Raw genomic sequence first — 25,572 nt, 5'->3', positions numbered from 1 at the left:
AAGGTGAGGCCGAAAGGCGTAATCGAAGGACAACAGGTTGAAATTCCTGTACCACCGTAAACCGTTATGAACGATGGGGTGACGCAGGAGGGTAGTGACGCGGACTGATGGATGTCCGTCCAAGCAGTGAGGCTGATGTGTAGGCAAATCCGCACATCGATAAGGCTGGGCTGTGATGGGGAGTGAAAATTACAGTAGCGAAGGTCATGATCTCACACTGCCAAGAAAAGCCTCTAGTCAGGTGAAGGTGCCCGTACCGCAAACCGACACAGGTAGGCGAGAAGAGAATTCTAAGGCGCGCGGAAGAACTCTCGTTAAGGAACTCGGCAAAATGACCCCGTAACTTCGGGAGAAGGGGTGCCTCGGTAGGGTGAATAGCCCGAGGGGGCCGCAGTGAAAAGGCCCAAGCGACTGTTTAGCAAAAACACAGGTCTGTGCGAAGCCGTAAGGCGAAGTATACGGGCTGACGCCTGCCCGGTGCTGGAAGGTTAAGGGGAGCGGTTAGGGGTTAAACCCGAAGCTGTGAACCGAAGCCCCAGTAAACGGCGGCCGTAACTATAACGGTCCTAAGGTAGCGAAATTCCTTGTCAGGTAAATTCTGACCCGCACGAATGGCGTAACGACTTGGGCGCTGTCTCAACGAGAGATCCGGTGAAATTTTAATACCTGTGAAGATGCAGGTTACCCGCGACAAGACGGAAAGACCCCATGGAGCTTTACTGCAGCTTGATATTGGATTTGGGTACGATCTGTACAGGATAGGTGGGAGCCTAAGAAGCATGAGCGCCAGCTTGTGTGGAGGCGACGTTGGGATACCACCCTGATCGTATCTAGGTTCTAACCTGGTACCGTAATCCGGTACGGGGACAGTGTCAGGCGGGCAGTTTGACTGGGGCGGTCGCCTCCTAAAGAGTAACGGAGGCGCCCCAAGGTTCCCTCAGAATGGTTGGAAATCATTCGAAGAGTGCAAAGGCATAAGGGAGCTTGACTGCGAGACCTACAAGTCGAGCAGGGACGAAAGTCGGGCTTAGTGATCCGGTGGTACCGCATGGAAGGGCCATCGCTCAACGGATAAAAGCTACCCTGGGGATAACAGGCTTATCTCCCCCAAGAGTCCACATCGACGGGGAGGTTTGGCACCTCGATGTCGGCTCATCGCATCCTGGGGCTGAAGTAGGTCCCAAGGGTTGGGCTGTTCGCCCATTAAAGCGGTACGCGAGCTGGGTTCAGAACGTCGTGAGACAGTTCGGTCCCTATCTGTCGTGGGCGTAGGAAATTTGAGAGGAGCTGTCCTTAGTACGAGAGGACCGGGATGGACGTACCGCTGGTGCACCAGTTGTTCCGCCAGGAGCATGGCTGGGTAGCTACGTACGGACGGGATAAGCGCTGAAAGCATCTAAGCGTGAAGCCCCCCTCAAGATGAGATTTCCCAATTAGTAAGACCCCTTGAAGACGACGAGGTAGATAGGTTGGAGGTGGAAGTGCAGCAATGCATGGAGCTGACCAATACTAATCGGTCGAGGGCTTATCCAAAAATATTTCAAAGTGCAAATTCGTTTCGTATCTAGTTTTCAGGTGATCAAGCATCTGAACCGTTTGGTGGCGATGGCGGAAGGGTTCCACGCGTTCCCATACCGAACACGACCGTTAAGCCTTCCAGCGCCGATGGTACTTGGACCGAAGGGTCCCGGGAGAGTAGGACGTCGCCAAGCGGTACATATTCCCTGATAGCTCAGTTGGTAGAGCACTCGACTGTTAATCGAGTTGTCACAGGTTCGAGTCCTGTTCGGGGAGCCACTTGCTTCCATAGCTCAGTAGGTAGAGTGCATCCATGGTAAGGATGAGGTCACCGGTTCGATCCCGGTTGGAAGCTCCAGATTCGCTTTTGGTTTGGACATGCATCATGAAAATGTGGCCCGTTGGTCAAGGGGTTAAGACACCTCCCTTTCACGGAGGTAACAGGGGTTCGAATCCCCTACGGGTCACCACTATTTTATTGCATCAGGGGATGAGAACCCCATGAGTTTATACGGAGGCTTAGCTCAGCTGGGAGAGCATCTGCCTTACAAGCAGAGGGTCGGGGGTTCGATCCCCTCAGCCTCCACCATTTCATGCATGATTCTAACGAGAATCGGCAAGATAGAAGTAACTCAACGATTTTGGGGATTAGCCAAGCGGTAAGGCAACGGACTTTGACTCCGTCATGCATAGGTTCGAATCCTATATCCCCAGCCACTTTACTCCAAATAGTAAAGTTACGCTTTGAAGGTGATTCCGAGTATTTTCGGTGGCCTGAAATGCGAGCCATTAGCTCAGTTGGTAGAGCACCTGACTTTTAATCAGGGTGTCGAAGGTTCGAGTCCTTCATGGCTCACCATTGTTTCATCTTGTGCGCGTGTGGCGGAATTGGCAGACGCACTAGACTTAGGATCTAGCGTCTTTGACGTGGGGGTTCAAGTCCCTCCACGCGCACCATTAATGCGGACGTGGCTCAGCGGTAGAGCATCGCCTTGCCAAGGCGAGGGTCGCGGGTTCGATTCCCGTCGTCCGCTCCATTTGCGCCCTTAGCTCAGCTGGATAGAGCGTTTGACTACGAATCAAAAGGTCGGGAGTTCGAATCTCTCAGGGCGTGCCATTTTTTAAAAAGATTAATATCGGGATGTAGCTCAGCTTGGTAGAGCACCTGGTTTGGGACCAGGGGGTCGCATGTTCAAATCGTGTCATCCCGATTTGCTTAAGAATTGAGGCCCGGCAAAAGTAACCGAATATGCTTTGAAGCATAACGTCACTTTTGTGGGTTGATATGCGGGTGTAGTTCAATGGTAGAACTCCAGCCTTCCAAGCTGGTAGCGTGGGTTCGATTCCCATCACCCGCTCCATACATAAGCAGGACATCACCGTGTGTGATGTTTTTTTTACATATTCATACGACTATCCTGCGAAGTGTTAATGCAATAAAGAATGCTTGTCGTATCAACGGTTTATAGGACTAATGTCCGTGGGCTATGGGTATAACATGACCATGAGTTTTGTCGATTTGGCTAATTTTTTCGCCTGAAAAATGCAGATTTTCATTCGCTTTTATTGTATGATGTTAGGAAGGCGTTACGTCCTATAGATAAACTGCTGAAACGGGTTGAGATGGGAGGAGTAGCATGACTGAACTTACAGTAACCGCAAAAAGCAATTCCAACAATCTGCTGCGGCGAGATGTACGGTTCCTTGGCAATATTCTTGGAGAAGTTCTTGTCCATCAAGGAGGCAATGAGCTTTTAGATATAGTTGAGAAAATTCGCGAAACGAGTAAATCGTTGCGATCCGTATTCTTGCCAGAATTGTTTGCAGATTTCAAAAGGATCATCAGCACGCTGGAACCCGACATTCGCCATCAGGTGATTCGCGCGTTTGCCATTTACTTTCAATTGGTTAACATCGCCGAACAGAATCATCGCATACGGCGTAAACGCGATTACGAGCGTTCCGCCGGGGAAAGTGTTCAACCAGGTTCCATCGAAAGTGCAGTCCAGGATTTGAAAGAGCGCAATATTACGTTTGAAGAAGTTCAAGAAATTCTCGAAAGTCTATCCCTTGAGCTGGTGATGACCGCTCATCCAACAGAAGCGATGCGTCGGGCTATTCTGGATATCCATAAACGGATAGCGGACGATGTGATGCAGCTGGACAATCCGACACTGACGTTCCGCGAACGGGAGCAGCTTCGGGAGAAACTACTGAATGAAGTGATTACGCTATGGCAAACCGATGAGCTTCGTGACCGTAAACCTACTGTTCTGGATGAAGTCAGAAACGGTATGTATTATTTTCACGAAACCCTGTTTCACATTCTGCCAGAGGTTTATCAAGAACTGGAGCGCTGCCTAACTAAATATTATCCGGGTCACCATTGGCACGTTCCAACCTATTTGCGTTTCGGTTCGTGGATCGGTGGCGATCGGGACGGAAATCCTTCAGTGACGGCGGACGTAACATGGAGAACGCTTGAAATGCAGCGGAAGCTGGCGATTCGTGAATACCAACGGATTTTGCGTGAATTCATGAAATACCTGAGCTTCAGCTCGTCAATCGTTAACGTTTCGGATGAATTGCTTCAATCCATTGAAAAAGACCGCGAGCATGTAACACTGAAGAAGATGGAAATTTGGCACAATGAGAAAGAGCCTTATCGTGTAAAACTGGTATATATGCTGGCTAAAATGAGTCACATTCTGGATGAGAACATGACGGGCGGCGAGCGTTATCAGACCCCTGAGGAATTCATCGAGGATTTGAAAATCATTGATCGAAGCCTGCGTTTCCATTTTGCTGACTATGTTGCAGACACCTATATTCAAAAGCTGATTCGCCAGGCGGAGTTGTTTGGTTTCCATACCGCAACGCTGGATATCAGACAGCATAGCCAAGAGCATGAGAATGCCATGGCCGAAATTCTGCGGAAAATGAACGTGACGCAGGACTACGCCCAATTGAGCGAAGACGAGAAGATCGAACTGCTCAATAACTTGCTTAACGATCCGCGTCCGTTGACTACGCCTTATCAGGAGTATAGCGACAGCACCGAGGAATGCCTCGAAGTATACCGTACCGTTTTCCGTGCGCAGCAGGAATTCGGCGTGAAATGCATCTCCAGTTATTTGATCAGTATGGCCGAGGGCGCAAGCGACATTCTGGAAGTGATGGTATTTGCCAAAGAAGTCGGGCTGTTCCGGAAGGATAACGACGGTTCCGTAATCGCTACGCTGCAGGCTGCGCCATTATTCGAGACGATTGACGATCTTCATGCCGCCCCGGATATCATGCGCAAGCTCTTCAGCCTGCCGATCTACCGTGAAGCGGTGAGCGCCATGAACGAACTGCAGGAGATCATGCTGGGCTACTCTGACAGCAACAAGGACGGCGGAGCCATTACGGCGAACTGGGAGCTCCAGGTAGCACTCAAAGAGATTACGGCCGTAGCCAATGAATTCGGCATCAAGGTAAAATACTTCCATGGACGCGGCGGATCGCTCGGACGCGGCGGTATGCCTCTGAACCGCAGCATTTTGGCTCAGCCGGCATCGACCATTGCAGGCGGCATCAAAATTACGGAGCAGGGCGAGGTTATTTCGTCCCGTTACTCCTTGAAGGGCATTGCCTACCGGAGTTTGGATCAGGCGACCTCAGCACTGATTACGGCTTCCCTGAATGCCCGTTACCCTGAAAAAGAATCGACCGAAAAAGAGTGGGAAGTGATTTCCTCCAGCATTTCGGCCGTTTCTCAGAAAAAATATCAGGATCTGATATTCCGCGATCCGGATTTCCTTACCTTCTTCAAGGAATCCACGCCGCTTCCTGAGGTGGGCGAGCTGAATATTGGTTCCCGGCCTTCCAAGCGCAAGAACAGCGACCGTTTCGAGGACCTGAGAGCCATTCCTTGGGTGTTTGCATGGACGCAGAGCCGTTACCTGCTTCCGGCATGGTACGCGGCTGGTACGGGCTTACAGAGCTTCTACCAAGGCAAGGAAGAGAATATGAAGGTGCTTCAACAGATGTACACGAGCTATCCGTTCTTTACGTCCCTGATCGATACCCTTCAGATGGCACTTGCCAAGGCAGATCTGATCATCGCCAAGGAGTATTCCTTGATGACGAAGGATGATCAAGCACGCGAGCGCATCTTCGGTCTGATTCAGGAAGAATTCAAATTGACGAAAGAGCTGGTTCTTAAGATTACAGGACAACAGGATATTCTGGATAACCAGCCGGTTCTGCAGGAATCGATAAGACTCCGCAACCCTTACGTGGATCCGCTCAGCTATCTGCAGGTTCAACTGCTTAACGAGCTGCGTGAACTAAGGGAGCAGGAGCAGGATGATCCGGATCTGCTTCGGGAAGTACTGCTGACCATCAACGGCATTGCCGCCGGGCTTCGCAATACAGGCTGATCCCTGCAGAAGCTAAAGCTGTTTGAAAGGGATAGTATAAGGCGAGGTTCCCTAGAGGGACCTCGTTTTTTTCATCTATGCGCAGCTTGCGTCCTAATGATTAAAGTATCGGCTGCAGGTGAATAGTCTTTGATACACGAATGGGATTCTTTTTGAATTATTGTTGATTTTTAGAAACAGTTGAATTACGATTTGAATGATGCGTTTTTAGACGTTACCCATCAGACCATTCTGGGGGAATTATGGTGGACAATTTGGATGTAAGACTGGCAAAGCTGGCCCGAAAAGGGGACCAAAGGGCATTTGCCGAAATCGTAGAGCTTTATAAAGACAAGATTTTTCATTTGGCTTACCGGATGCTGAGTAACCGCCATGAGGCCGAGGATGTCGTCCAAGAGACTTTTTTGCGTGTTTACAAGAACCTTGACCGATATGACGAGAACCAGAAGTTCTCAACTTGGATATACCGAATTGGCACGAATCTTAGCATTGATCGGCTGCGCAAGCGCAAGCCTTCTTTCTCGTTGGACGCCGACCTGAACGAAAGCGAAGGTATGGACGGCTACTCCCTGATCCCAAGCGATAACCGTACGCCTGAGAGCGAGATGCTGCTATCGGAAACGCAGCGCATTATCCATCAGGCCATTGACGGACTTCCTGCTAAGTACAAGACCATTATGATTTTAAGGTACATCCAGGATTTATCCCTGCAAGAGATCAGCGAGATTTTGGACCTGCCTGTAACAACGATCAAAACGCGCGTACATCGCGGACGCGAATTTTTGCGGAAAAAATTAGAGTACAAATTGTGAGGAAAAAACGCCTATCGCCGTTCTTTGAGGAAGAGAGACCGCGTTTAAGGGCGCTTTTTTTCTTGCGGAAATCAGAGAGTCAGTGCCCGTAATTTTTTTCTGATTTTCTTTTAAAAAAGTTGAAACATCCCCGATTCCGGCACGTATGAACAATAAGCAAGTCTTATGCCCCTAGGGGGATAGACCCAGCAAAGAGATTGAATGAAAGGATTGGCTCACAAATGGATTGCAAATTAGCCGTCTCTTTGATGCATGATTATCTGGATAATGACTTGTCCGACCCGCAGCAGCTAGAATTGCAGAAGCATTTGCTGGATTGTGCTGACTGTCGGAATTACTTCGAGAAGCTGGAGCATACCGATATGCTTCTTTTTTCCTTAACTCATCATGCGACCAAGCCATCCGATGATTTAACGGAACGTATAATGGGCATGCTGCCGCAGCCCAAGAAACAAAAAGCTTGGGTCAAATGGGTTAAGAATCATCCTGCGATCACGGCTGCAGCTTTGTTTTTGGTCGTCATGCTCTTTAGCACGATCAGTTTCTGGAGTCAGGACACTCAGCTGGTTGTAAAGAGCGATGAATTCGAAAAGCTGGTGATTGAAGGGGATACGGTCATTATTCCACCGGATCAGATCATCACGGGAGATATTACGGTCGAGAACGGAAAGACTAAGGTTTACGGTCAGGTTAATGGCAATGTGACCGTTATCGACGGAGAATTATTTCAGGCTTCCACCGCGCATATAGCGGGTCAAGTGAAGGATATAGATAGAGCCATGGATTGGATATGGTATAAGATCTCCACTCTGTTTACAGATGCCGCTTACCGCTAGGTGAAAACCGCAATTACGAAGCAAAGGCGCCTCTTTTCAGTGAAAAGACGGCGCTTCTTTTGTTGATTTTATGCGCATTTGCATGGAAAGCGGAGGGAGTCCGCTTGCATCGGAAAGATTAACGTTATAACCTAGAGAGTGTAGAGTACATACTACATATATAGTCTCATGCGTTATTAAAGAGGATGTTCAAGAATCTCCGCGTGATTAGAAGGATGATGGAAAGCAGGCTCGGTTTCAAACCAGGGCGTTCATCTTCGAAGGAACCGGATTTTTTGGGCCCGCACTTAAAGGAAATGACGGGGGTTGCTGTATGGTGGAGTATTTCACAGATATGACCTGGGGTGAATCCATTAAAGATATCATCGATATCCTTATCGTTACTTATATAATATACCAGATGATTCTGCTCGTCCGCGGCACGCGGGCGGTCCAGCTGCTCAAAGGAATTTTGGTGCTGGTGGTCATCTGGGCGCTGAGCACCTGGTTTGATCTGTATACGCTCAAGTGGCTGATGAACCAGATCTTTACCTTTGGGGTGCTGGCGATCTTTATTATCTTCCAGCCTGAGCTTAGACGCGGTCTGGAGCAGCTCGGCCGAGGCAAGCTGTTCGGGCGGACCGCGGATATTGACGAGGAAACGAATAAGTTAATCAGCGAAACCATTAAGGCGGTTAATTATTTGTCGCGGCGCAAAATCGGGGCGCTGATCGTGTTTGAGCGGACGACAGGCCTAAATGAATACGTAGAATCGGGAATTCCGATGGGATCGGTGATCAGCTCGGAATTGTTCATCAACATTTTTATACCGAATACGCCTCTCCATGACGGAGCCGTCATAATTCAGAACGGTCAAATCGCGGCCGCTGGCTGTTATTTACCGCTATCAGAGAATCCTTTTATCAGTAAGGAGCTGGGGACGCGGCACCGTGCCGCTATCGGAATCAGTGAAGTGGGGGATGCGATTTCGGTTGTCGTATCCGAGGAGACTGGGCAAGTATCGCTGGCCTTAAATGGACAAGTGGTTCGGGATATTAAGGAAGAGTCTCTGATATCGAAATTGTATGAGGAGCTCAGACCTGCCGCGTCCATCAAGGAGAAACGCACGTTCTTCTGGAAACGGAAGGGGGACGGCAGCAATGGATAAATGGATCAAGAACAACACGGCAAGCAAGCTCATTGCACTCGCTGTCAGCATTCTGTTATGGGCAATGGTTCATATGGACAGCGGCACGCCCGCACCGCCCACGACCTTTTATGATACCAAGATCATTGAAGGCGTTAAGATTCAAACCTATGGATTTGATGACGGCGAATATGTGCTAACCGGCATTGATCAAGATCGCGTGAATCTCGAGGTGCGGGGGAAGAAATCCAATATTTCGCTTTTGACCGACGAATATAAAGTAAAACTCGATCTGAGCAACGTCAAAGAACCGGGTACGCACACACTTCCCCTGACCTACTCCATCCCAAGCGGCGTGGAGATGGTATCGATGGAACCATCCGTTGTTACGGTGACCGTAGAGCCGAGAGTGTCGAAATCCGTGACGGTAAGTATTGGCACGAAGGGCGAGCCTGCTAAAGATTACCGGGCCGGAACGCCCGTGCTGATTGACCCAAGGCAAGTCACGGTTACCCTGCCGGAATCGTCGATGGCAAATTTAGGGCAGGTCAAAGGTAACGTGGAGCTTGATGGAGCCAAAGAGAAGATTACGGAGAAACGAGTCAAGCTAACAGCATATGATAAAGAAGGCGCCGAAATGGAGGATGCGGTCATTGAGCCTGCTACGGTAGCGGCTGAAGTACCGATTGAGCCTGCATTTGTCACCTTGCCGCTGGAGCTTCAATATACCGGAAGGCTGCCGGAAGGGTTTGTCTTATCCAAGGTAGAACAGAAGGTCAAAGAAGTGAAGCTGTTCGGCAGCAAAGAGGTACTGGCAGGAGCTGAGACCTATATCGAAGCCGCCATCAATCTGGGAGAAGTTAGAAATTCGGGAACAACAGTGCTTACGGCCGACTTGACGCCGCCTGAAGGTTTTGAGAAAATCGAGCCGAGCTCTGTAACGGTTGAAGTTACGGCTGTATCGCATGGAGAACGGGAGATTACCGGCATTCCGATCACGTTAAAAGGTGTCGCCTCCGGCCTGGATGCCGTCATTACGGATCCAAAGACGAAGACGATCTCCCTGACGCTCACCGGTGCGCCTGACTTGCTTAATAGTCTGGAGCCAACGGATATTGGAGTTGAAGCGAACGCGACCGGCTTGAAAGCCGGCGTTCATGAAATTCCGCTGCAGATTACGCTGCCTAATTTCATCAACCGCACGGACCAGGATCGCCCTGTGATAAAGATAGAGCTCAAGGATAATTCGAAACCCGTGACAACGAACCCGGGTACTTCGAACAACGAGGGAACCGACAAAGACAAGCCTGATGTACCGGGGACGGGAACGGGCACTGGAACTGGAACAGGGACGGGCAATGATCAAGGGGAGGATCCAGAGACGCCTCCCGCGAATGAGGGCACGGATAACTCCGGGTCAGGAGAAAACCCATCACATCCGCCGGGAGACGGATCAAGCGATGGAACAACGGGCACAGAAACATCCAATGATGGATAATATCGAAGAGTAGATAAAGGAGTATATAAAACATGGGGAAATATTTTGGTACAGATGGAGTAAGAGGGGTTGCGAATCAAGAATTGACGGCGGAAATGGCTTACAGCATCGGCCGCTGCGGCGGCTATGTGCTTACGGGCGATAAAGAGAAGCCAACCGTTATCATCGGGATGGATACCCGTGTATCCGGCGCTATGCTGGAGTCGGCTCTGGTTGCAGGCCTGCTGTCCATTGGCGCACACGTCATTCGCCTTGGCGTCGTAAGTACGCCGGCGGTGGCTTATATTACAAGACTTTTGAAGGCTGATGCGGGCGTTATGATCTCGGCTTCGCATAACCCGGTGCAGGATAACGGCATCAAGTTCTTCGGTGGCGACGGCTTCAAGCTGTCGGATGAAACCGAGCTCAAGATTGAAGAGCTGATGGATGCGGAAACCGACAATCTGCCGCGACCGATCGGGGCTGATTTAGGTGAATTGCTGGTAGATAACGAATCTAAGTATAAATACCTGGAATATTTGAAAACGACGATCAGCAACCGGTTCGACGGCCTGAAAATCGTGCTGGACTGTGCAAACGGGGCTGCGTATGAGCTCGCTCCGAAACTGTTCCGTGAATTGGGTGCGGATGTGATCACCATCGGCGCTGAGCCGAATGGCCTGAATATCAATGATCACTGCGGATCGACTCACCCGGAGAAACTCGTTGAGGCCGTACTCCAGCATGGCGCTGACCTCGGACTGGCTTTTGACGGAGATGCGGATCGCCTGATTGCCATCGATGCTAAAGGCGAGGAAGTGGACGGCGATTTCATCCTGTGCATTTGCGGGGATGCCATGAACCGTGCCGGCAAGCTGAAGGAAGGTACGATCGTTTCGACCGTGATGAGCAACATCGGTTTCTATAAAGCATGCGACAGCCTGAAGCTGAAGACGGCAAAAACGGCAGTCGGCGACCGCTACGTCATGGAAGAAATGCGCCGCGGCGGATACAACCTGGGCGGCGAGCAGTCGGGACATGTCATTTTCCTGGACCACAACACCACAGGAGACGGCATTCTGACCGGGATTCAATTGGTGGATACGCTGGTAGCCTCCGGCAAGCCGCTGCATGAGCTGAAGAGCAGCATGCGTAAGTATCCGCAAGTACTCGTTAATGTCCGCGTTGGCGATAAGAGCAAGTACCAAGGCAATACCGTTATCGAGTCTGCGATTGCTGAAGTTGAAGGCATTCTGGGGGATAACGGTCGTGTCCTGGTGCGCCCATCGGGAACGGAATCCCTCATTCGCGTCATGGCGGAAGGCCCGGACAAAGATGAGCTTGACCGTTATGTAACACAGATTGCAGACGTGGTGAAGCGGGAATTGGCGTAAGACTAAGGGTGTATTTTTTAAGGAAAGCAGACTAATTTCTGTCAGGGCCAGTGAACTATGAAGTTTCGGTTCACTGGCTCGCTGTTTTCCAGAATGCCGGTCGAATGAAAGCGCAACACCCCCTGTCCTGCCTGCAAAGAGGTGCTTGTCCGGCATCGCTTGCGAAAATAGGCCATTCGGTGTCATTCATGGGGTTCATCCTAGGTAGGGCTTGGCATTGTCAGGAACCAGCCGAGTTGCCAAAGTGATAGGGCATGAATATAATAAAGGATGTCATTCAAGAATAGAAAGCGAGGATCGTGAGGTTACTTCAAGCTTTATAAGCGCCAGAGCTTGTACCTGCGCGGGGATTGGTTATAGCCATGCTAAGGATAACCAAACGGCAGAACGCAAGTTGACGAGGTAGAGGTGTTCGGATTATTCGGCGGGGACCTCTCGGTTATGCATCAACCGTAAGCGGATAACGGAAAAGGAATGGGCGACCGTTCTTACAACGTATTCGCAGATGCGTATTCATCACTTATATACAAAACATGAATGTGCGATCTAGAACAGGGCAGCGCGGTGGAAGAAGAGTGCATTCATGTCTGTTCAACTAAACAGCCTAACGAATTGCTGAGTTTCTTGAACGTTGATAATTGAATAGATCATTCTTCTTTCCTGATGCCGCACAGATGCTGCCGTGTTCTATTTCCGCCTAACTATTATTGGGAAATCGAACGGAGGAATCATAATATGTGTGGTATTGTCGGATATATTGGAAATCAGAAAACGCAAGCGGTGTTGATCGAGGGATTGAGAAAGCTTGAGTATCGTGGATACGATTCAGCAGGGATTGCCGTCTTTACGAATGAAGGCCTGCGCGTTGCGAAGGCACAAGGACGTCTTGCCAATCTGGAGGAGCGACTGGAGTCTGCACCCCTGGTAGGGACCGCAGGTATCGGTCATACCCGCTGGGCAACCCATGGCCGTCCATCGGACGTGAATTCGCATCCGCATACGGACGAAAGCCAGAAGTTCTCCGTTGTTCATAACGGGATCGTTGAGAACTATCTGGAGCTGAAGGAAGAGCTGATCAGTCAAGGACACCAGTTTGCTTCCGAGACCGATACGGAAGTTATTTCCCATCTCATTGCGCGAGAATATGACGGAGATATCGTTAAGGCCGTGCAGAAGGCGATCTCTTACATGAGAGGCGCATTTGCCCTTGGAGTATTGACCGAGTATGAGCCGGATCGATTGGTGGCTGTGCGTCAAGCAAGCCCGCTTATTATCGGTCTTGGCGAAGGAGAGAACTTCATCGGTTCTGATATTCCGGCTATTTTGAAATATACGCGTAACGTCTATATTCTCAACGATGGAGAGATGGCTCTGCTGACGGCAGATGCTGTCGAATTAATGACCATTGAGGGGAACTTTATTTCTCGGGAAATGATTCGTGTCGACTGGGATGCCGTTACAGCGGAAAAAGGCGGATTCGATCACTTCATGCTGAAGGAGATCCACGAGCAGCCAAAAGCATACCGGGATACGATGCTGGGCCGTGTGGATGAGAGCGGACGTAAAGTCGTTCTGCCGGAGCTGAAGCTTACACAGGAACAGATCAAGAACATTCGCAATGTTCAGATCGTCGCCTGCGGTACGGCTTACCATGCCGGGCTTGTGGGACGCAGCGTGATCGAAGAGATGGTACGCATTCCGGTCGAAAATGACGTGGCGTCCGAGTATCGTTACCGCTCGCCGATCGTTACGCCGGAGACCCTTGTCATCGTAGTAAGCCAATCCGGCGAGACGGCAGATACCTTGGCTGCGCTTCGTGAAGCGCAAAGCCATGGCGCTCATGTCCTGGCCATCACGAACGTGGTAGGCAGCTCGATTGCCCGTGAAGCCAACGATGTGCTCGGCACGCTGGCTGGCCCGGAGATTGCCGTAGCTTCCACGAAGGCTTACACCTCGCAGTTGATTGCGTTCTATCTGTTTGGTCTGTATCTGGCTCAAGTGCGCGGTACGATGACGGAGGATGCCGTTGCTGAAGTGATTGCAGCGATGGAAGCACTGCCTGAACAGGTAGAGTCCATGCTGACCAACGCGGAATCGATCAAGGGATATGCCGAGCAGATTGCTGAGCATGAGAACCTGTTCTTCATCGGCCGCGGCCAAGACTACGCCGTGGCTCAGGAGGGCTCCCTCAAGCTGAAGGAGATCTCTTACATTCACTCCGAGGCTTATGCTGCCGGCGAACTGAAGCACGGTACGCTTGCCCTGATTGAAGAGGGAATTCCGGTCATTGCCTTGGCAACCCAAGAAACCGTACTTGAAAAAACGGTGAGCAATATCAAGGAAGTGAAGGCCCGCGGCGCGGAAGTGATGGCCATTACGCATGAAGAGCATGTGGCCGGCCTGCTGAAATCCGTGGATCAAGCCTTCGCCATTCCGAAGACCTTGCCGATCTTGACGGCAGCTTTGTCTGTCGTACCGCTGCAGCTGCTTGCCTACTACGCATCGCTTGCACGTGGTAACGACGTGGATAAGCCGCGCAACCTGGCGAAGAGCGTGACGGTGGAGTAAGGCAGGAGCGGGCAATTAAGATCTGCTCTAGTTGTTCTGTTAATGAAATTTAGGATTCATCTCGCTTGAATTTATTAATGAAAAGGCTTCGCCCCTGGTGATTAGGGGCGAAGCCTTTTGTCATGTTAAGAAGGATTCAAGATATTAAAGTGATTAAAGATTCAGTAACTTACTCGATCGATTCCACCTGAATGACAGGCACCTTCGTGGTCTGACCGGATGCGGCGCTTTCGCTGCTTCCGCTAAGGTCTTGTTGAACATCATCCGGATTGATCTCCTCGGAAGTGACGGGATCGCTTGGATTCTCAGTTTCATCCAGATGATCTCCGTCAACATGTCCGGTCTCCGGCTCGGCAGGGTCCGGAGACGCAGGTGGTTGGCTGCTTACCGGGATCTCCCGCTGCTGATACTCGCCATTGAACGATCCGATTAGCGTCGCGCTCCCCGCAGGGAAATCCAAGTCTCCCCTCAAGACGATATAGTATCCATCACGTTCGGCAATGACTTCGCCATAGCCGCCTTGCGGGATATGGACAGAGAAGCGTACTTTCTCATTCGGATAACCCTCGATATTAGCGATATCGATGTCGGTATATTGAACCTGATACCCAGTGAATCCGTATTGGTCTCCTTGACGCTCAAAGATGGCGATCTCGTCCGGACTGACTCCTTCCAGATTCGTGACCAGCAAAGATTTGTCCGGCAGCACCTGGTAGCCTTCGGCCGTAAATTGGAACAGCGGCGTCAGATTAGAATCTCTGGCTTCATAGGCTGAATAGAATACCAAGTCGGTCCCCGCAGAGCCCTCCACAAGGATGACCGGATTCTTCTCGGTGCTAAGCGATTCCTCGACTGAAACCTCATGGATCGCGACATCGGACGGGTAATCGTGGTTTTGGAATAATTGCACCGTTTCATCGGCATTCAAGACCGCTAAGTAGATGATGCTCCCCTCGTCGACCCCAATGGCATATGCCAATCCTCCGAAACGATTGCCGCCTCCGCTGACGTAGCTGAAGCTGCCTTTCAGACCGGCCATGTGGAACAAACGAATCGGATCGTGGATCGTCCAGGCTAATTCGGCAGCTTGCCGTTTACCGCTCATATCCTGGTACCCCGACAAGGCCACATAGAGTGCGACCGCTTCCTTGTAGTTCTGGCTTTGTACCATCCCATCGGCCGCTGCGACCCAGCGGTTGATCTCATTCTGAATATACGCCATGATCTCCGCGTTCTTCCGCTCGTTCCGTTCCAGGTACTTTCTGTAGCCTGAGGCGTGAGCTGCAAAAACGGCCGGTTGTTCCCGCTGCACATCCCTTTGCAGCATGGCATACACAAGTTCATCGGCCTTTCGATTCAACCAGGCAGCCGATATCGACCGGTTGGCATACTCGGAACCCATGGATTGCGACCAATTCAACAGGTCGGCATACTGCCCGGCCCCTGCCAGGCGGGTCAAAACCATCTCGTCGTATCGCTGGAACAGGCGGAGCAGCTTCTCATCCTTCTGTTTCTCGCTGCCGTAGAAAGAATCCGGAATGCGAAGTAGATTCCATTTAAAGCTGTTATCCTCGTACTGCTGCTCTTCAAGCAGCTCGTCGGCCCTGCGCGTAAACAAATCGATGAATTGCAGGAATGTCCGTTTCACATCATCGGGTATGCCATAGAACGCCGCAATTTCGTCGTAATACGAGGCGAGGGAGCCCTGTTGTTCCGAGAACTTCTTCTCCGTCTCAAGCAATTCGGCATATACGTTCATGAAGCCGGAGAAATCTCCGGCCTCCCCGACCTGGCTTAATCGATGATCAAGAGAGGAGAGACTTTCCTTCATGGACGTAATGGGCGCAAGCTCTTGCAGCCTTGAAGCAAGCAGATCTTCTTTATATAGAAGGGAACGGTTATTCCGGGCCTTCTGATACCACTCTTCTGCCTGAACGAGCTTTTTCTGGGCATACAACGACTCGGCTTGCGTCATCGCCTCGATTTTTTGATAGATGTGAATTCCCTTATACCCGATCAGCAGCAGAAGGACGATACATAAAAAAAGATACAAATTTCGCAGGGTTAGCGTGTTTTTCATCGTCATAACGGTATAGCCCCTCTAATCCCATTTTTGAAAGTCAGGGTCCGAGCGGTAGTGTTCATTATAAATCGCCGATACCCGATCCCGCAGGCCGTTCCACGACAAGCCGGGATTGCGGCGCACGATCTGATACAGGCGGAGGAAGCGATACCTTGGCAATCCATCCGCATAGCGGCTAATGAAATCAGGAAACGTATCGATATATTTTTTCTTCCGTACCGCTGCTCCGACAGCGTCGATCATAATCTGCCTGCCATGCTCCATCCGTAAAATGTCAGCTTCATGATCGAGCAGGTAAGAAATGGCTTTGCTGTTGATCAGCTCGCGTTTAATTTTGGCGATTTCTCCGATATAGGCGGCCAGGTCCGGATCAAACTCGTCCAGAAGCAAGGGCTCGAGTTCAAGATCCATATCCTTGCGGAGGCTGAAGCTTTGCAGAAGGACGATCTGCTGCAGGCGAATCCGGTCATTCCGGACCAACGAAGCAATTTCCCTGACGATCTCGTAGCCTAGCTGAGCATCTTCCTTGATGGCGGCGGCGGCCGTCGCTTTGTTCAGATCGAGGCCTTCCAGAATCTGTTCTCGATGACTTCTTATAAGCTTGTCCAGCGCGTGCAGGGTCTCGGTATGCAGCATTCGCCGCTGGGTCAGCCATAACCATACGAGCAGGGCCAACATGCAGGCAAAGGCGATCGCGATCTGCAAGAAGGTCTGACCGAGAAGCACGGCGGAGAGTCCTATAATGTAGAAAAGAAGCCGATCGCTCTGCATGGACCGTTTGGCCATTTTCTCTGCAAGTTCCATAACGGGGACCAGGGTCTGGCGTTTACAGTGAGCGCAGCTGTCTTCCCAAAGAATCGTGAAATTGTGGCAATGTTTGCAAACCCTTAACTTTTGGTAGACATATCTCGTTTTAGAATAGGGACGAAGTTGTACCGGCTTTTTCTTATCCATGCTGTTCCCTCTTTGAGTTGGCCGCTTCAAGCAAAGTTTGCTGCAGCTGCTCCGGTGTCGGGGCGTTCTTCTTACGCTTGGAATAGGCCGTGATCTTGATGATGACAAAAAGAAACAAAATCCCGAGACATCCGTATGTAATCATATGTCGGTTCCTTTCGGTATCGAAATTTGTTCGAAAATGCGGGTGAGCCTTGTGTCCTAAGTCCGAGTGGCACGACTGATGATGTTGAACTTTGGCAGGTATAATTATATCATATGGACATAGTACTGGGATATTTTAGTGACTGGCATGGGATTTTCTATATAAACACACTAGGGAAATGGATATTTCGGTTATTATTTTAAGCTTCCTTTCATGTAATTTTAAGACTTTTTGCCTACAGTTAACTAGTGTCTGACTAACGAACCGAGACATCCGCCGATGCTCGACTAAATGGATGAAGGAGTAAATCTATGCATCGTAAAAATAAATGGCTGCTCTCTCTGATGGCAGCGGTGCTGCTGATCATGACCTGGAGCGGAGGCGCCTTGCCTAAGGCAGCGGCTGCCTCCCAAGGCTCCAACATCGATGCCGTACTGGTGATGGACGCCAGCAATTCGATGAAAAATAGCGATCCGGAGCGGATTAGCGGCGAAGCGATGAAGATGTTCATCGACATGCTGGCGACAACCGGCGACAAGGTCGGCATCGTTTCCTATACCGACCGGATTCAGCGGGAGAAAGCCTTGCTTGAAATTCAGTCGGAGGCGGACAAAACCGCGCTGAAGGAATTTATCGATCAGCTGGATCGCGGACCGTACACCGATATGTCCGTCGGCCTCGATGAAGCCGTGAAGGTGCTGAAGCAGGGGATGGACCCGGCGCATGCGCCGATGATCGTTGTTTTGGCCGACGGTAACAATGATCTAGATCCGAACACGGGCAAGACGAGCAAGGAAGCGTCAGACCAGTTGGACCAGGCCGTCAAGGAGGCCAAGGGAAGCGGTATTCCGATTTATACGATCGGACTCAATGCCGACGGGAAGCTGAACAAAGAAACGTTGGCTGAATTGGCCAACCAAACGGGGGGCAAATCCTTTACGACGAGTTCGGCGGATGACCTTCCGCAAATATTAAGCGAGATTTTTGCCAGCCACCAGCAGCTCAAGATCGTTCCAGTACAGTCGATTACCGGCAACGGAAGCTATCAGGAGGTTACGGTCCGCGTGCCGAATGCCAACGTATTGGAAGCGAACATTTCCATTATGTCCTCCAGCCCCGTGGACGTGAAGCTGGTTGATCCCGCCGGTGCTGAGCAGAGCATCCCTTCGGCTAGTGTGCTGCGCTCCACGTCCAATTCCTATTCGCTGCTCAAGCTGCTGAAGCCGCAGCAGGGCGACTGGAAGCTGCAGGTGAAGGGCGTATCGAAGGACAAAATCGACATCAACCTTGTGTTCAACTACGACCTGGAGCTGGCTATGGATCCTCCGCCATCTTCCAAGGTAAAGGCAGGGGATACGATTGACATTAACGCGTACCTCGTCAGCAATGGACAGAAGCTGCAGGACCAAGAACAGTACGGCAATATGACGGCCAAGCTGTTGATCAAGGACCTGGACACCGGGGACGAGTCGGAGGTCGAACTAGAGAACAAAGAAGGCAGCTTTGTAGGGGATTACAAGATTCCGCAGAAGCATGACTACGAGCTGAGGGTACGTGCGGAGGAGCAGAGCTTCTACCGTGAAAGCCCGCCTGTGAAGATTAGCGCGAAGGCGGCAGCCTCCGGCTCCGGCAATGGCGGCAAGGAGATGACCGCGGGCGAGGATGCGAAACCTTTTCCATTATGGCCCGTAATCATTGGCATCGCATCGCTGCTCATTGTTGGAGCGGCAGCTTATTTCATTCTCGGCGCGATCAAGAAAGCGAACAAGGGCTTTGTCGGCCAGATCGTGATTGAGATCAGGGACGAGAACACCGGCGAGAAGACGTCCCCGCAATACAAGAAGCTGACTTCCTTCAGAGGGAAGTTCAATCTGCATCAGCTTCTGCAGCTTGCTCCGGAGCTCAAGGAAACGGAGAAAATCCTGTTCATGCCGGGCAAGAACGACCGCATCATACTTAAGAACCTTTCTTCAGCCGTCATCGAGAAGTCCGGACGGGCTCTGGATGCAACGAACGGGACGGAGCTGAAGAACGGAGACCGGCTGAGAGTTTCCCTTCAGCAGGCGGACAAAACGATATTATTTGAATATTTGGCTTAAAGTGCGAGTTCAAAAAGTCGGATTTTCAGCACCGAGAAGGTTGGATGAAGCTAGGGAGTGAGGAGCGGAGCGTACGTTTTGGGTACGTGAGCACCGGAAGTCCCGGCAGAATTCAAGATTCGATGCCGAGCTGCTTCCTGATTCACTTCGTGTTAGATATAGGATTTATAAGTTATCAACGGAGTTGATGAAATTCTATGTCGCAAGAAAACCTACTTCCGAATCGCGGTCGCTCAGCCTTGAATTGACCTCGATGGGTTTTCTTATCAAAAGCGGACTTTTTGAACAACCTCTTAATGCCATGACCTATCAGGAGGGGAAGTTATGAAACCGGTAGTTAGAGAACATATACAACAGCTTGACGTTTCACTCGGAGGCGGCATTGTCAGCGAGAAAATACGGGTGGATACCATCGACAATCCGATCCTCATCATCGGACTTGGAGGGACGGGGATCGATGCGCTGCTGCGCTTGAAATATCAGATTAACCGCCGTTTCAAGCTGCCTGAGGATCCGTTGTCCAAGAAAAGAATGGACAAGCCGGATAACGTGGAGTTTCTGGCTTTTGAGACCAACGAACAGGATAAGAATAAGCGCTACAAGGGGATCGGACTGGATCCGATCAATGAATTCGTGCTTCTCTCCAATGCCGAGATCGGAGGCCTTCTCCAGAACCGCAGCATCCTGGAGCCTTACATTACGGATTGGCTGTCGCCCGAGCTGAGCATTACCGACGGCATGAACGGGGCCGCAGGCGTACGCCAGGCGGGCCGCTTGCTCTTGTTCACGAAGATTACCCAAGTGGTGCAGGCGATCGACAAGAAGATCAAAACACTGTCGGTCGGCACGAACAAAAAGCTGATGGTCTTCCTGCTGACGGGGCTCTCCGGCGGTACGGGCAGCGGCTGCTTCTTGGACATCGCCTATATCGTCCGCGGCATTATCGAACGCGATCACGGCTCTGCCGGCATCGACCGCGTGAACACGCTCGGCTATCTGTTTACGCCGGATATCAATCTGGCGAACAAAAGCTTGAGCGAGCACACGCGCGAGTACATCAAGAAGAACGGTTATGCCGCGCTCAAAGAGCTGGACTACTGGATGAACGTGGATGCCAGAGGCGAACGGTTCAAGCAGCAGTACGGCAACATTCTGAACGTGAATTCTCCGCTGCCTCCGTTTAATCTATGTCATCTGATATCCGCTACGAATACGGAAGGCAAGCTGCTGGAGAATGCCTACGATTACTGCATGAACGTTACCGCGGAGAACATCACGAACTTCATGGCCAGCGAGGAAAAACAGTCCGGCGAAGAATTTGCGATCCATGACTATATCAGCAACATCCGCACCAATATTGCGCAGATGAACAAGGCGTATCCTGCCAATTACGACTACAACATCATCGGCGCATCTTCGGCCGTGCTGCCGATCGAAGAGATGACGACTTATCTGGCATACCGCGTCTTCGGCAAAATGCAAACCATGTTCGAGAAAGCGCCGAGCCAGGAGGACGTCGAGAAATTTGCGAGCAAGCTGGGCATCGATCTGGACTCAATGACCAAGAACTTCGAATCCCGCGTACCGGAGCCGCTGCCCGGATACCAGAACAGCGAGCGGCTCAGCTACGCGAACGTGGTGAAAAACCAGGTCATTAATATGGACACGGAGCTGGAACAGAATTTTCTGGCCAGAGCCCGCGAGGAATACATCAAAGCGAAGAAACAGCTGCCGGGCGAGATCGTGGCTCAGTTCAGCGATCAAATCCGCCGGATGTTCCTGCATCCGCAGCAAGGACCGTTTTACGTATCGCGGTTGATCTATACGGAGAAGGGCTTTAGCCTGCTGAAGATGCTGCTGTCCTACATCGAAGCGCTGCGGGAGAATCTGACCCGCATACCGCGGGACATCGAGTCGGCCAGAGAACAGGCGATCGATCGTCTGGGCGATGCAAAGAGTGCTTTTGTCTCGAAGGACAAGAAGAAAAACATCTATATCGAAGCCAAAATCAACGAATATTGGCTGGAAGCCGATGTGGAACGCACCGAGCAGATGATTGAATTTTACGAGGATTTATACGATCTGCTGAACCAGGAGAACAACCGGATTTATAGCGTATATACGGAGATTCTGAATGCGCTGAATTCGATTTTCGCCAAGAACGGCGACATTCTCGTGAACGGGGAAGAACAGCAGGATCATAAAGGGAACAAGACGTATTACTGGAACCTGGTGAGCGTGCCCGACATTTCCGACGTCATCAACAAAATCATGGATCAGAAGGATGTGGACGATCTCATCCGCGATTTCGCCCAAGAGCTGCTGAGTCATGCCAATCGTTGGACCCGGGAGCAGGAGATCGATGTCGTCCGTTCCATTTCGGAGTTTCTTACCGATAAATTCGGCGATCTGATCACCCGTTCGATGGAGGATTTCCTGGTCATGAAATTCGGTCAGGAGGATTCCATCGAAAAATTCGTTGAGCGCAGTATCGCCAGCAAGCTGGATGACGAAGCCGTGCCGGTCTTCCATCTGAGCAACAGCGCAGGCAATCTGTACTTCCCTTCCTGGGGCTTCGTGTCCGTGCCGGTACAGGCACCGAGCATTCTGAAGGGGATTCGCAATTATCAGAACAATTCGGTCGGGAAATCCCATTTCACCGTGAAGGAAAGCGAAGTGAAGAACCGGATCTTCTGGCTGAACACGAAGAACGGCGTGCCGCTGTTCGTCTACACGCCGCTGAAGGTTTATGAGGAAAGCTACGAACGCACGATCATGGACAAGGAAGGCGTTGGACGCCATTTGGTGCAGACGGACCGTAACAATTGGACGTACCTGCCGTCGCCGATTCCCGAAAAATCCTGGGGGGATACCTATGTCAACCCGCGGGTTCAGGAGTACAATGCCCGGGTTCGGTCCGAATTCAGCCAAGCGCTTGAGTATAAGGTCGTCATCCAGAAGGACGTTGACCAGAATACGAGCAGCCGCTATGCGGTCGTGTTTACGAAGCCGTTTGACCTGAATGAGCTGCTTCGCGCTTATGATCTGCAGCTCGATAGTCCCAAGCCTAACCTTGGCGAGGTCAAGCGGGCATGGACCGAGCTGAAGCGATTGATGAACGAGGGGCTGGAGCGGGCAGGCTCAAAGGATATTTTCAACAGCATCAACGAGGAAATGGCCAAGGAGAATTTGATCCGTTCGCCGGAAATGATCCGCATCGTGCGGGAAGAGCTGAAGAAATATGCTGCCATCGCGGCCAAAATCACGGAATTCGAGCTCTTGATCAGCGACAATCAGAATGAAGAGAAATGGCTTGATCAATTCATCGAGGCGTTGTACACCGGGACGATCACCAAGAAGGGTGCGCTCTTCGTTTATGATCGCGATCCGGAGGAAGATTCCTGGGAGCCGTTTGCCAACCTGCTGAAAAGCGTGAACGACGTGGAGTATGAAGTCTACAAGCACTTCCGTCAGCTGGACGAGAAAAGCCGCAGCACGCTGCTTCGCAAATCCTCCCGCCGCGATCAGGAGCTGACCGCTTCCGAGGATATTACGCCGCTGCTCACGAAGCTGGAAGAATTGGCCGAACGGTTCCTGGAAACGCGCGACCGGCTTGAATACGAGAAGGTGGAGCTTGCGGACGGCGAAGAGAGATACCAGTTCTACAGACAGGTATCTTCGAAATTAAATGACATCCGAAGAAGGTTGAAATAGACGATGAGGGAGATTCTTCGCCAGTATGCTGCCGGCTATGCCAAGTCGGAAGAGCAGCTTACCTTGATGGAGGATGATCAGAGCAGCATCCACTACCCGGAGGTATACTTGTTCATAGGTGACAAGACAGCGTCCGCCATCGAACCGATCATGGAAATACAGGATCGCAAATGGGATAACAGCGCCAGCGTCGTTTATTTTCATGTAGGCACGGACCGGAGCGAAGGACGAGAGCCCCAAAGCTCCGGACTCTCCGGTCGGCTTCACCGATACCACCTGCAGCTGCCGGTGTCGGACACTCCATCCAAATCGATGCGGAAGGAGCTGTACCAGAGCTTCTATCGGAACCCGCCTCATCTGTCCGGGTTGAATCAAGCGATTCGGAAGTTAAGCCACCATATTTCAGATTTTGGACGCAGCTATGCTTCGTTTGACCGGGTTCATCTGTCTGTCATTACACGGGTCGATGACCCGTTTAATGTATTTATCCCGGAAATTTCATTGCTGGCCGAATCCATATTCCAGCAGTCGTTCAAGTCGGTACAAATGGATTTGTATGCGCTCATTAATGAAAGGGAGCAGATTGAATCATACGGTTATGCGAGCTCCGTAGGCGTTGCGTTTCTGCGGGAACTGGAGCTGATGCAGAGCAGGGAATACAGCTTTTCCGCGCCGCTGCAGGTAACGGAGGACGGGCTGACGATTCCGGTCGTCCACCCGGCATCCCCATTGTTTGATCTCGTCTATGTGCTGTCCGACAAGAATGAACGCGGCATCTCGGGTTACGCCGGCATGCAGGATATCTACGATATCATCTGCCACCTGGGCCTGCTCAAGAACCGGAAGCAGAAGGATGAGACCTATGACGGAATCCGAGGCATTTACAACAATACGTCATTCAAAAGCAATATCATGACCGAATCCGGCCGCCAAGGCTTTGTCTCCGCCGGCTTTGCCCGGGTGAAGAGGCCCAATGAGCCGATTGCGCTAACGGTCCTCTACCATCTGTGCCGCGGACTGCTGCTTCGCATGAAGAACAGGCCGGAGCCGGAGGTTCATGAATGCCTGGCCTATTTCGGTCTCGACTCGGAGGCCGTAACGGCAAGAGCGGACCGGATGCTGCCGGCCCCCGAGCATCTGGACGGACTGAAAGGCATGATGTCGCATCCCGTCAGTTATGCCGGGCTGAAGCGAATGAATATTCGCGAGGCGGAAGAGGCGCTCTTCGGAGATGGCTGCCGGCAGTTTTTTCGCGACAATTACGAGCTGGCGGCCCGAAAGAGACTGAGCGATATGAGCACCGCAGAAGAACTGCATGATACGCTGCGCCGCTCTTTGGCGACTCACCCGCAAATCGGTTGTTATCAAATTGCAGCGTGGACGAGCGATAAGGCCGGAGCGGGCATTGTGCTTGAAGCGGTTCGATCCCGGATCCGGGATCTCGGCAGCTTGCTTAAGACCGAGCAGGACGAACTAAACCGCTATTATGAGGAAAGCGTCGAAAGCCAGCCGTTTAAGAAGCTTCCTTTTCGGGATAAACAGAATGTGCGCCATTTCATTCGATATTTCGTGGGCGAGGTCTATCGGCGCAAATATGAGCTGCTGCAGCTGGAGACGGAGCTTGAGCTCTACAGGCTGTATGAGACGGAGCTTGAACGTATTCACCGTCAGTACAAACAGCAGGCAGGCATGCTGGATCAGCTGGAGGCGGAGCTGCTGGAAGCGGCCCGTTCCAGCATCCGTGCCGCAGACGATTATATCGGCCAGAACCTGATGGAGTATTACGGCCTCGTGACGGAGGAGCTGATGCTGGAGCTGGAGAGCAAGCGCGGCGAAGGCGTGTACTTCGAGGAACGGTATGTCGGCAATCTCTCCATCGTTACGCATGAAGGGATCGAACCGATCCTGTCGAACATGATCCGGGTCTGTCTGAGGGATCTATTGACGGCAGAGCCGTTCGTGCAGACCTTCGAGGAAGAACTGCTGCGGCGGGCGAACGTCACCATCGACTACAATAACAAGCAGGTGCTGGCCAAGGAAGACCTGTTTAAGGTGTTATACCGGATGCTGGAGGAGAACTCCGTTACGCTGGTCAGGCTGCTTGATTATACGCAGGAGCATCGATATGAGGAAAAATATTTCTTCGGCGATGCCGACAGCGAATTCGTCCGCTATGCGATCCATGCCGATGAAGCTTTACGGGTGTACAAGCTGGGCATCGTGCACGAGAAGCGCTCCAGCGGGGTCGAGAAGCTGAACCTGATGGGAGGTTTCCATCTGGAGGATCTGATGTATTACCGGAATGGCAGAACCTACTACGAGACCTACACGGCAAATGGTTATGAATTTCATGGCATGGAACCGGCGCAGCTTCCCGAGCTGCGTTAGCGTTCTTAGATTCTGATACAGAGAGTAGGCGTGT

The 25,572-nt window shown here is 51.4% G+C and carries 13 protein-coding genes, 11 tRNA genes and 2 rRNA genes (1 of these 26 only partly in view); 23 read left to right on the top strand and 3 right to left on the bottom strand.

Annotated features, from left to right (window positions below; genetic code table 11):
• The 20 genes from MHH82_RS29200 to glmS all read left to right on the top strand — a co-directional run.
• Positions 1-1,533, top strand: a 23S ribosomal RNA gene (locus MHH82_RS29200) (it extends 1,397 nt beyond the left edge of the window).
• 62 nt (positions 1,534-1,595) lie between these two features.
• Positions 1,596-1,712, top strand: a 5S ribosomal RNA gene (rrf, locus tag MHH82_RS29195).
• Between the two features lie 9 nt (positions 1,713-1,721).
• Positions 1,722-1,797, top strand: a tRNA-Asn gene (locus tag MHH82_RS29190).
• 3 nt (positions 1,798-1,800) lie between these two features.
• A tRNA-Thr gene (locus MHH82_RS29185) sits at positions 1,801-1,876 on the top strand.
• A 37-nt stretch (positions 1,877-1,913) separates the two neighbouring features.
• Positions 1,914-1,988, top strand: a tRNA-Glu gene (locus MHH82_RS29180).
• A 43-nt stretch (positions 1,989-2,031) separates the two neighbouring features.
• Positions 2,032-2,107: transfer RNA gene (locus MHH82_RS29175), tRNA-Val, on the top strand.
• A 53-nt stretch (positions 2,108-2,160) separates the two neighbouring features.
• Positions 2,161-2,235, top strand: a tRNA-Gln gene (locus MHH82_RS29170).
• 66 nt (positions 2,236-2,301) lie between these two features.
• Positions 2,302-2,377, top strand: a tRNA-Lys gene (locus tag MHH82_RS29165).
• Positions 2,378-2,391: 14 nt separating this feature from the next.
• Positions 2,392-2,475 (top strand) — tRNA-Leu (locus MHH82_RS29160).
• Between the two features lie 5 nt (positions 2,476-2,480).
• Positions 2,481-2,555 (top strand) — tRNA-Gly (locus tag MHH82_RS29155).
• A gap of 3 nt (positions 2,556-2,558) precedes the next feature.
• Positions 2,559-2,635: transfer RNA gene (locus MHH82_RS29150), tRNA-Arg, on the top strand.
• Between the two features lie 20 nt (positions 2,636-2,655).
• A tRNA-Pro gene (locus tag MHH82_RS29145) sits at positions 2,656-2,729 on the top strand.
• A gap of 76 nt (positions 2,730-2,805) precedes the next feature.
• Positions 2,806-2,879: transfer RNA gene (locus tag MHH82_RS29140), tRNA-Gly, on the top strand.
• 276 nt (positions 2,880-3,155) lie between these two features.
• Positions 3,156-5,942: a phosphoenolpyruvate carboxylase gene (gene ppc / locus MHH82_RS29135; RefSeq protein WP_015737611.1), complete on the top strand. Its 2,787-nt coding sequence runs from the start codon at positions 3,156-3,158 to the stop codon at positions 5,940-5,942.
• Between the two features lie 242 nt (positions 5,943-6,184).
• Positions 6,185-6,754: an RNA polymerase sigma factor SigW gene (gene sigW, locus MHH82_RS29130; RefSeq protein WP_009589526.1), complete on the top strand. Its 570-nt coding sequence runs from the start codon at positions 6,185-6,187 to the stop codon at positions 6,752-6,754.
• A 221-nt stretch (positions 6,755-6,975) separates the two neighbouring features.
• Positions 6,976-7,590: a zf-HC2 domain-containing protein gene (locus MHH82_RS29125; protein WP_015737609.1), complete on the top strand. Its 615-nt coding sequence runs from the start codon at positions 6,976-6,978 to the stop codon at positions 7,588-7,590.
• 313 nt (positions 7,591-7,903) lie between these two features.
• Entirely contained in the window at positions 7,904-8,737 is an 834-nt protein-coding gene (cdaA, locus tag MHH82_RS29120) for a diadenylate cyclase CdaA (protein ID WP_015737608.1), read from the top strand.
• Positions 8,730-10,214 (top strand): CdaR family protein, encoded by a 1,485-nt coding sequence (locus MHH82_RS29115; protein ID WP_015737607.1) that lies wholly within the window; start codon positions 8,730-8,732, stop codon positions 10,212-10,214. Before cdaA ends, MHH82_RS29115 begins: the two co-directional genes overlap by 8 nt.
• A gap of 32 nt (positions 10,215-10,246) precedes the next feature.
• On the top strand, positions 10,247-11,587 hold the full coding sequence (gene glmM / locus MHH82_RS29110; protein WP_015737606.1) for a phosphoglucosamine mutase: 1,341 nt from the start codon (positions 10,247-10,249) through the stop codon (positions 11,585-11,587).
• A gap of 735 nt (positions 11,588-12,322) precedes the next feature.
• Positions 12,323-14,155 carry a glutamine--fructose-6-phosphate transaminase (isomerizing) gene (glmS, locus tag MHH82_RS29105; protein WP_009589530.1) on the top strand — a complete coding sequence of 611 codons (1,833 nt, stop codon included), beginning with the start codon at positions 12,323-12,325 and terminating at the stop codon, positions 14,153-14,155.
• Positions 14,156-14,324: 169 nt separating this feature from the next.
• On the opposite strand, the gene MHH82_RS29100 is transcribed toward glmS, so the two are convergent.
• From MHH82_RS29100 to MHH82_RS29090, 3 genes are read right to left on the bottom strand one after another with little or no spacing between them, the layout of a single operon-like run.
• Positions 14,325-16,241, bottom strand: a complete 1,917-nt coding sequence (locus tag MHH82_RS29100) for a hypothetical protein (protein ID WP_340969067.1) — start codon at positions 16,239-16,241, stop codon at positions 14,325-14,327.
• Between the two features lie 15 nt (positions 16,242-16,256).
• On the bottom strand, positions 16,257-17,192 hold the full coding sequence (locus MHH82_RS29095) for a hypothetical protein (protein ID WP_145041084.1): 936 nt from the start codon (positions 17,190-17,192) through the stop codon (positions 16,257-16,259).
• Positions 17,185-17,337 (bottom strand): hypothetical protein, encoded by a 153-nt coding sequence (locus tag MHH82_RS29090; RefSeq protein ID WP_009589533.1) that lies wholly within the window; start codon positions 17,335-17,337, stop codon positions 17,185-17,187. Before MHH82_RS29090 ends, MHH82_RS29095 begins: the two co-directional genes overlap by 8 nt.
• Before the next feature lie 311 nt (positions 17,338-17,648).
• On the opposite strand from MHH82_RS29090, the gene MHH82_RS29085 reads away from it, so the two are divergent.
• The 3 genes from MHH82_RS29085 (at position 17,649) to MHH82_RS29075 (ending at position 25,538) form a co-directional block, all read left to right on the top strand.
• Positions 17,649-19,436, top strand: a complete 1,788-nt coding sequence (locus MHH82_RS29085) for a vWA domain-containing protein (protein WP_340969066.1) — start codon at positions 17,649-17,651, stop codon at positions 19,434-19,436.
• Positions 19,437-19,760: 324 nt separating this feature from the next.
• Positions 19,761-23,150 (top strand): tubulin-like doman-containing protein, encoded by a 3,390-nt coding sequence (locus MHH82_RS29080; protein ID WP_340969063.1) that lies wholly within the window; start codon positions 19,761-19,763, stop codon positions 23,148-23,150.
• Between the two features lie 3 nt (positions 23,151-23,153).
• Positions 23,154-25,538: a transcription initiation factor TFIID gene (locus tag MHH82_RS29075; protein ID WP_340969060.1), complete on the top strand. Its 2,385-nt coding sequence runs from the start codon at positions 23,154-23,156 to the stop codon at positions 25,536-25,538.
• Positions 25,539-25,572 lie beyond the last annotated feature (34 nt).

It is taken from the genome of Bacillus sp. FSL K6-6540 (assembly GCF_038007545.1).
The sequence above is the reverse complement of the archived record's forward strand: the minus strand, read 5'-3'. Positions and strand labels throughout refer to the sequence as shown.

What these genes read in the sequence shown, in the direction of transcription:
- glmS (WP_009589530.1), top strand. Translation starts at nt 12,323, where the DNA reads ATGTGTGGTATTGTCGGATATATTGGAAATCAGAAAACGCAAGCGGTG.
- MHH82_RS29075 (WP_340969060.1), top strand. Translation starts at nt 23,154, where the DNA reads ATGAGGGAGATTCTTCGCCAGTATGCTGCCGGCTATGCCAAGTCGGAA.
- sigW (WP_009589526.1), top strand. Translation starts at nt 6,185, where the DNA reads ATGGTGGACAATTTGGATGTAAGACTGGCAAAGCTGGCCCGAAAAGGG.
- glmM (WP_015737606.1), top strand. Translation starts at nt 10,247, where the DNA reads ATGGGGAAATATTTTGGTACAGATGGAGTAAGAGGGGTTGCGAATCAA.
- MHH82_RS29095 (WP_145041084.1), bottom strand. Translation starts at nt 17,192, where the DNA reads ATGGATAAGAAAAAGCCGGTACAACTTCGTCCCTATTCTAAAACGAGA.
- cdaA (WP_015737608.1), top strand. Translation starts at nt 7,904, where the DNA reads ATGGTGGAGTATTTCACAGATATGACCTGGGGTGAATCCATTAAAGAT.
- MHH82_RS29085 (WP_340969066.1), top strand. Translation starts at nt 17,649, where the DNA reads ATGCATCGTAAAAATAAATGGCTGCTCTCTCTGATGGCAGCGGTGCTG.
- MHH82_RS29115 (WP_015737607.1), top strand. Translation starts at nt 8,730, where the DNA reads ATGGATAAATGGATCAAGAACAACACGGCAAGCAAGCTCATTGCACTC.
- MHH82_RS29125 (WP_015737609.1), top strand. Translation starts at nt 6,976, where the DNA reads ATGGATTGCAAATTAGCCGTCTCTTTGATGCATGATTATCTGGATAAT.
- ppc (WP_015737611.1), top strand. Translation starts at nt 3,156, where the DNA reads ATGACTGAACTTACAGTAACCGCAAAAAGCAATTCCAACAATCTGCTG.
- MHH82_RS29100 (WP_340969067.1), bottom strand. Translation starts at nt 16,241, where the DNA reads ATGACGATGAAAAACACGCTAACCCTGCGAAATTTGTATCTTTTTTTA.
- MHH82_RS29080 (WP_340969063.1), top strand. Translation starts at nt 19,761, where the DNA reads ATGAAACCGGTAGTTAGAGAACATATACAACAGCTTGACGTTTCACTC.
- MHH82_RS29090 (WP_009589533.1), bottom strand. Translation starts at nt 17,337, where the DNA reads ATGATTACATACGGATGTCTCGGGATTTTGTTTCTTTTTGTCATCATC.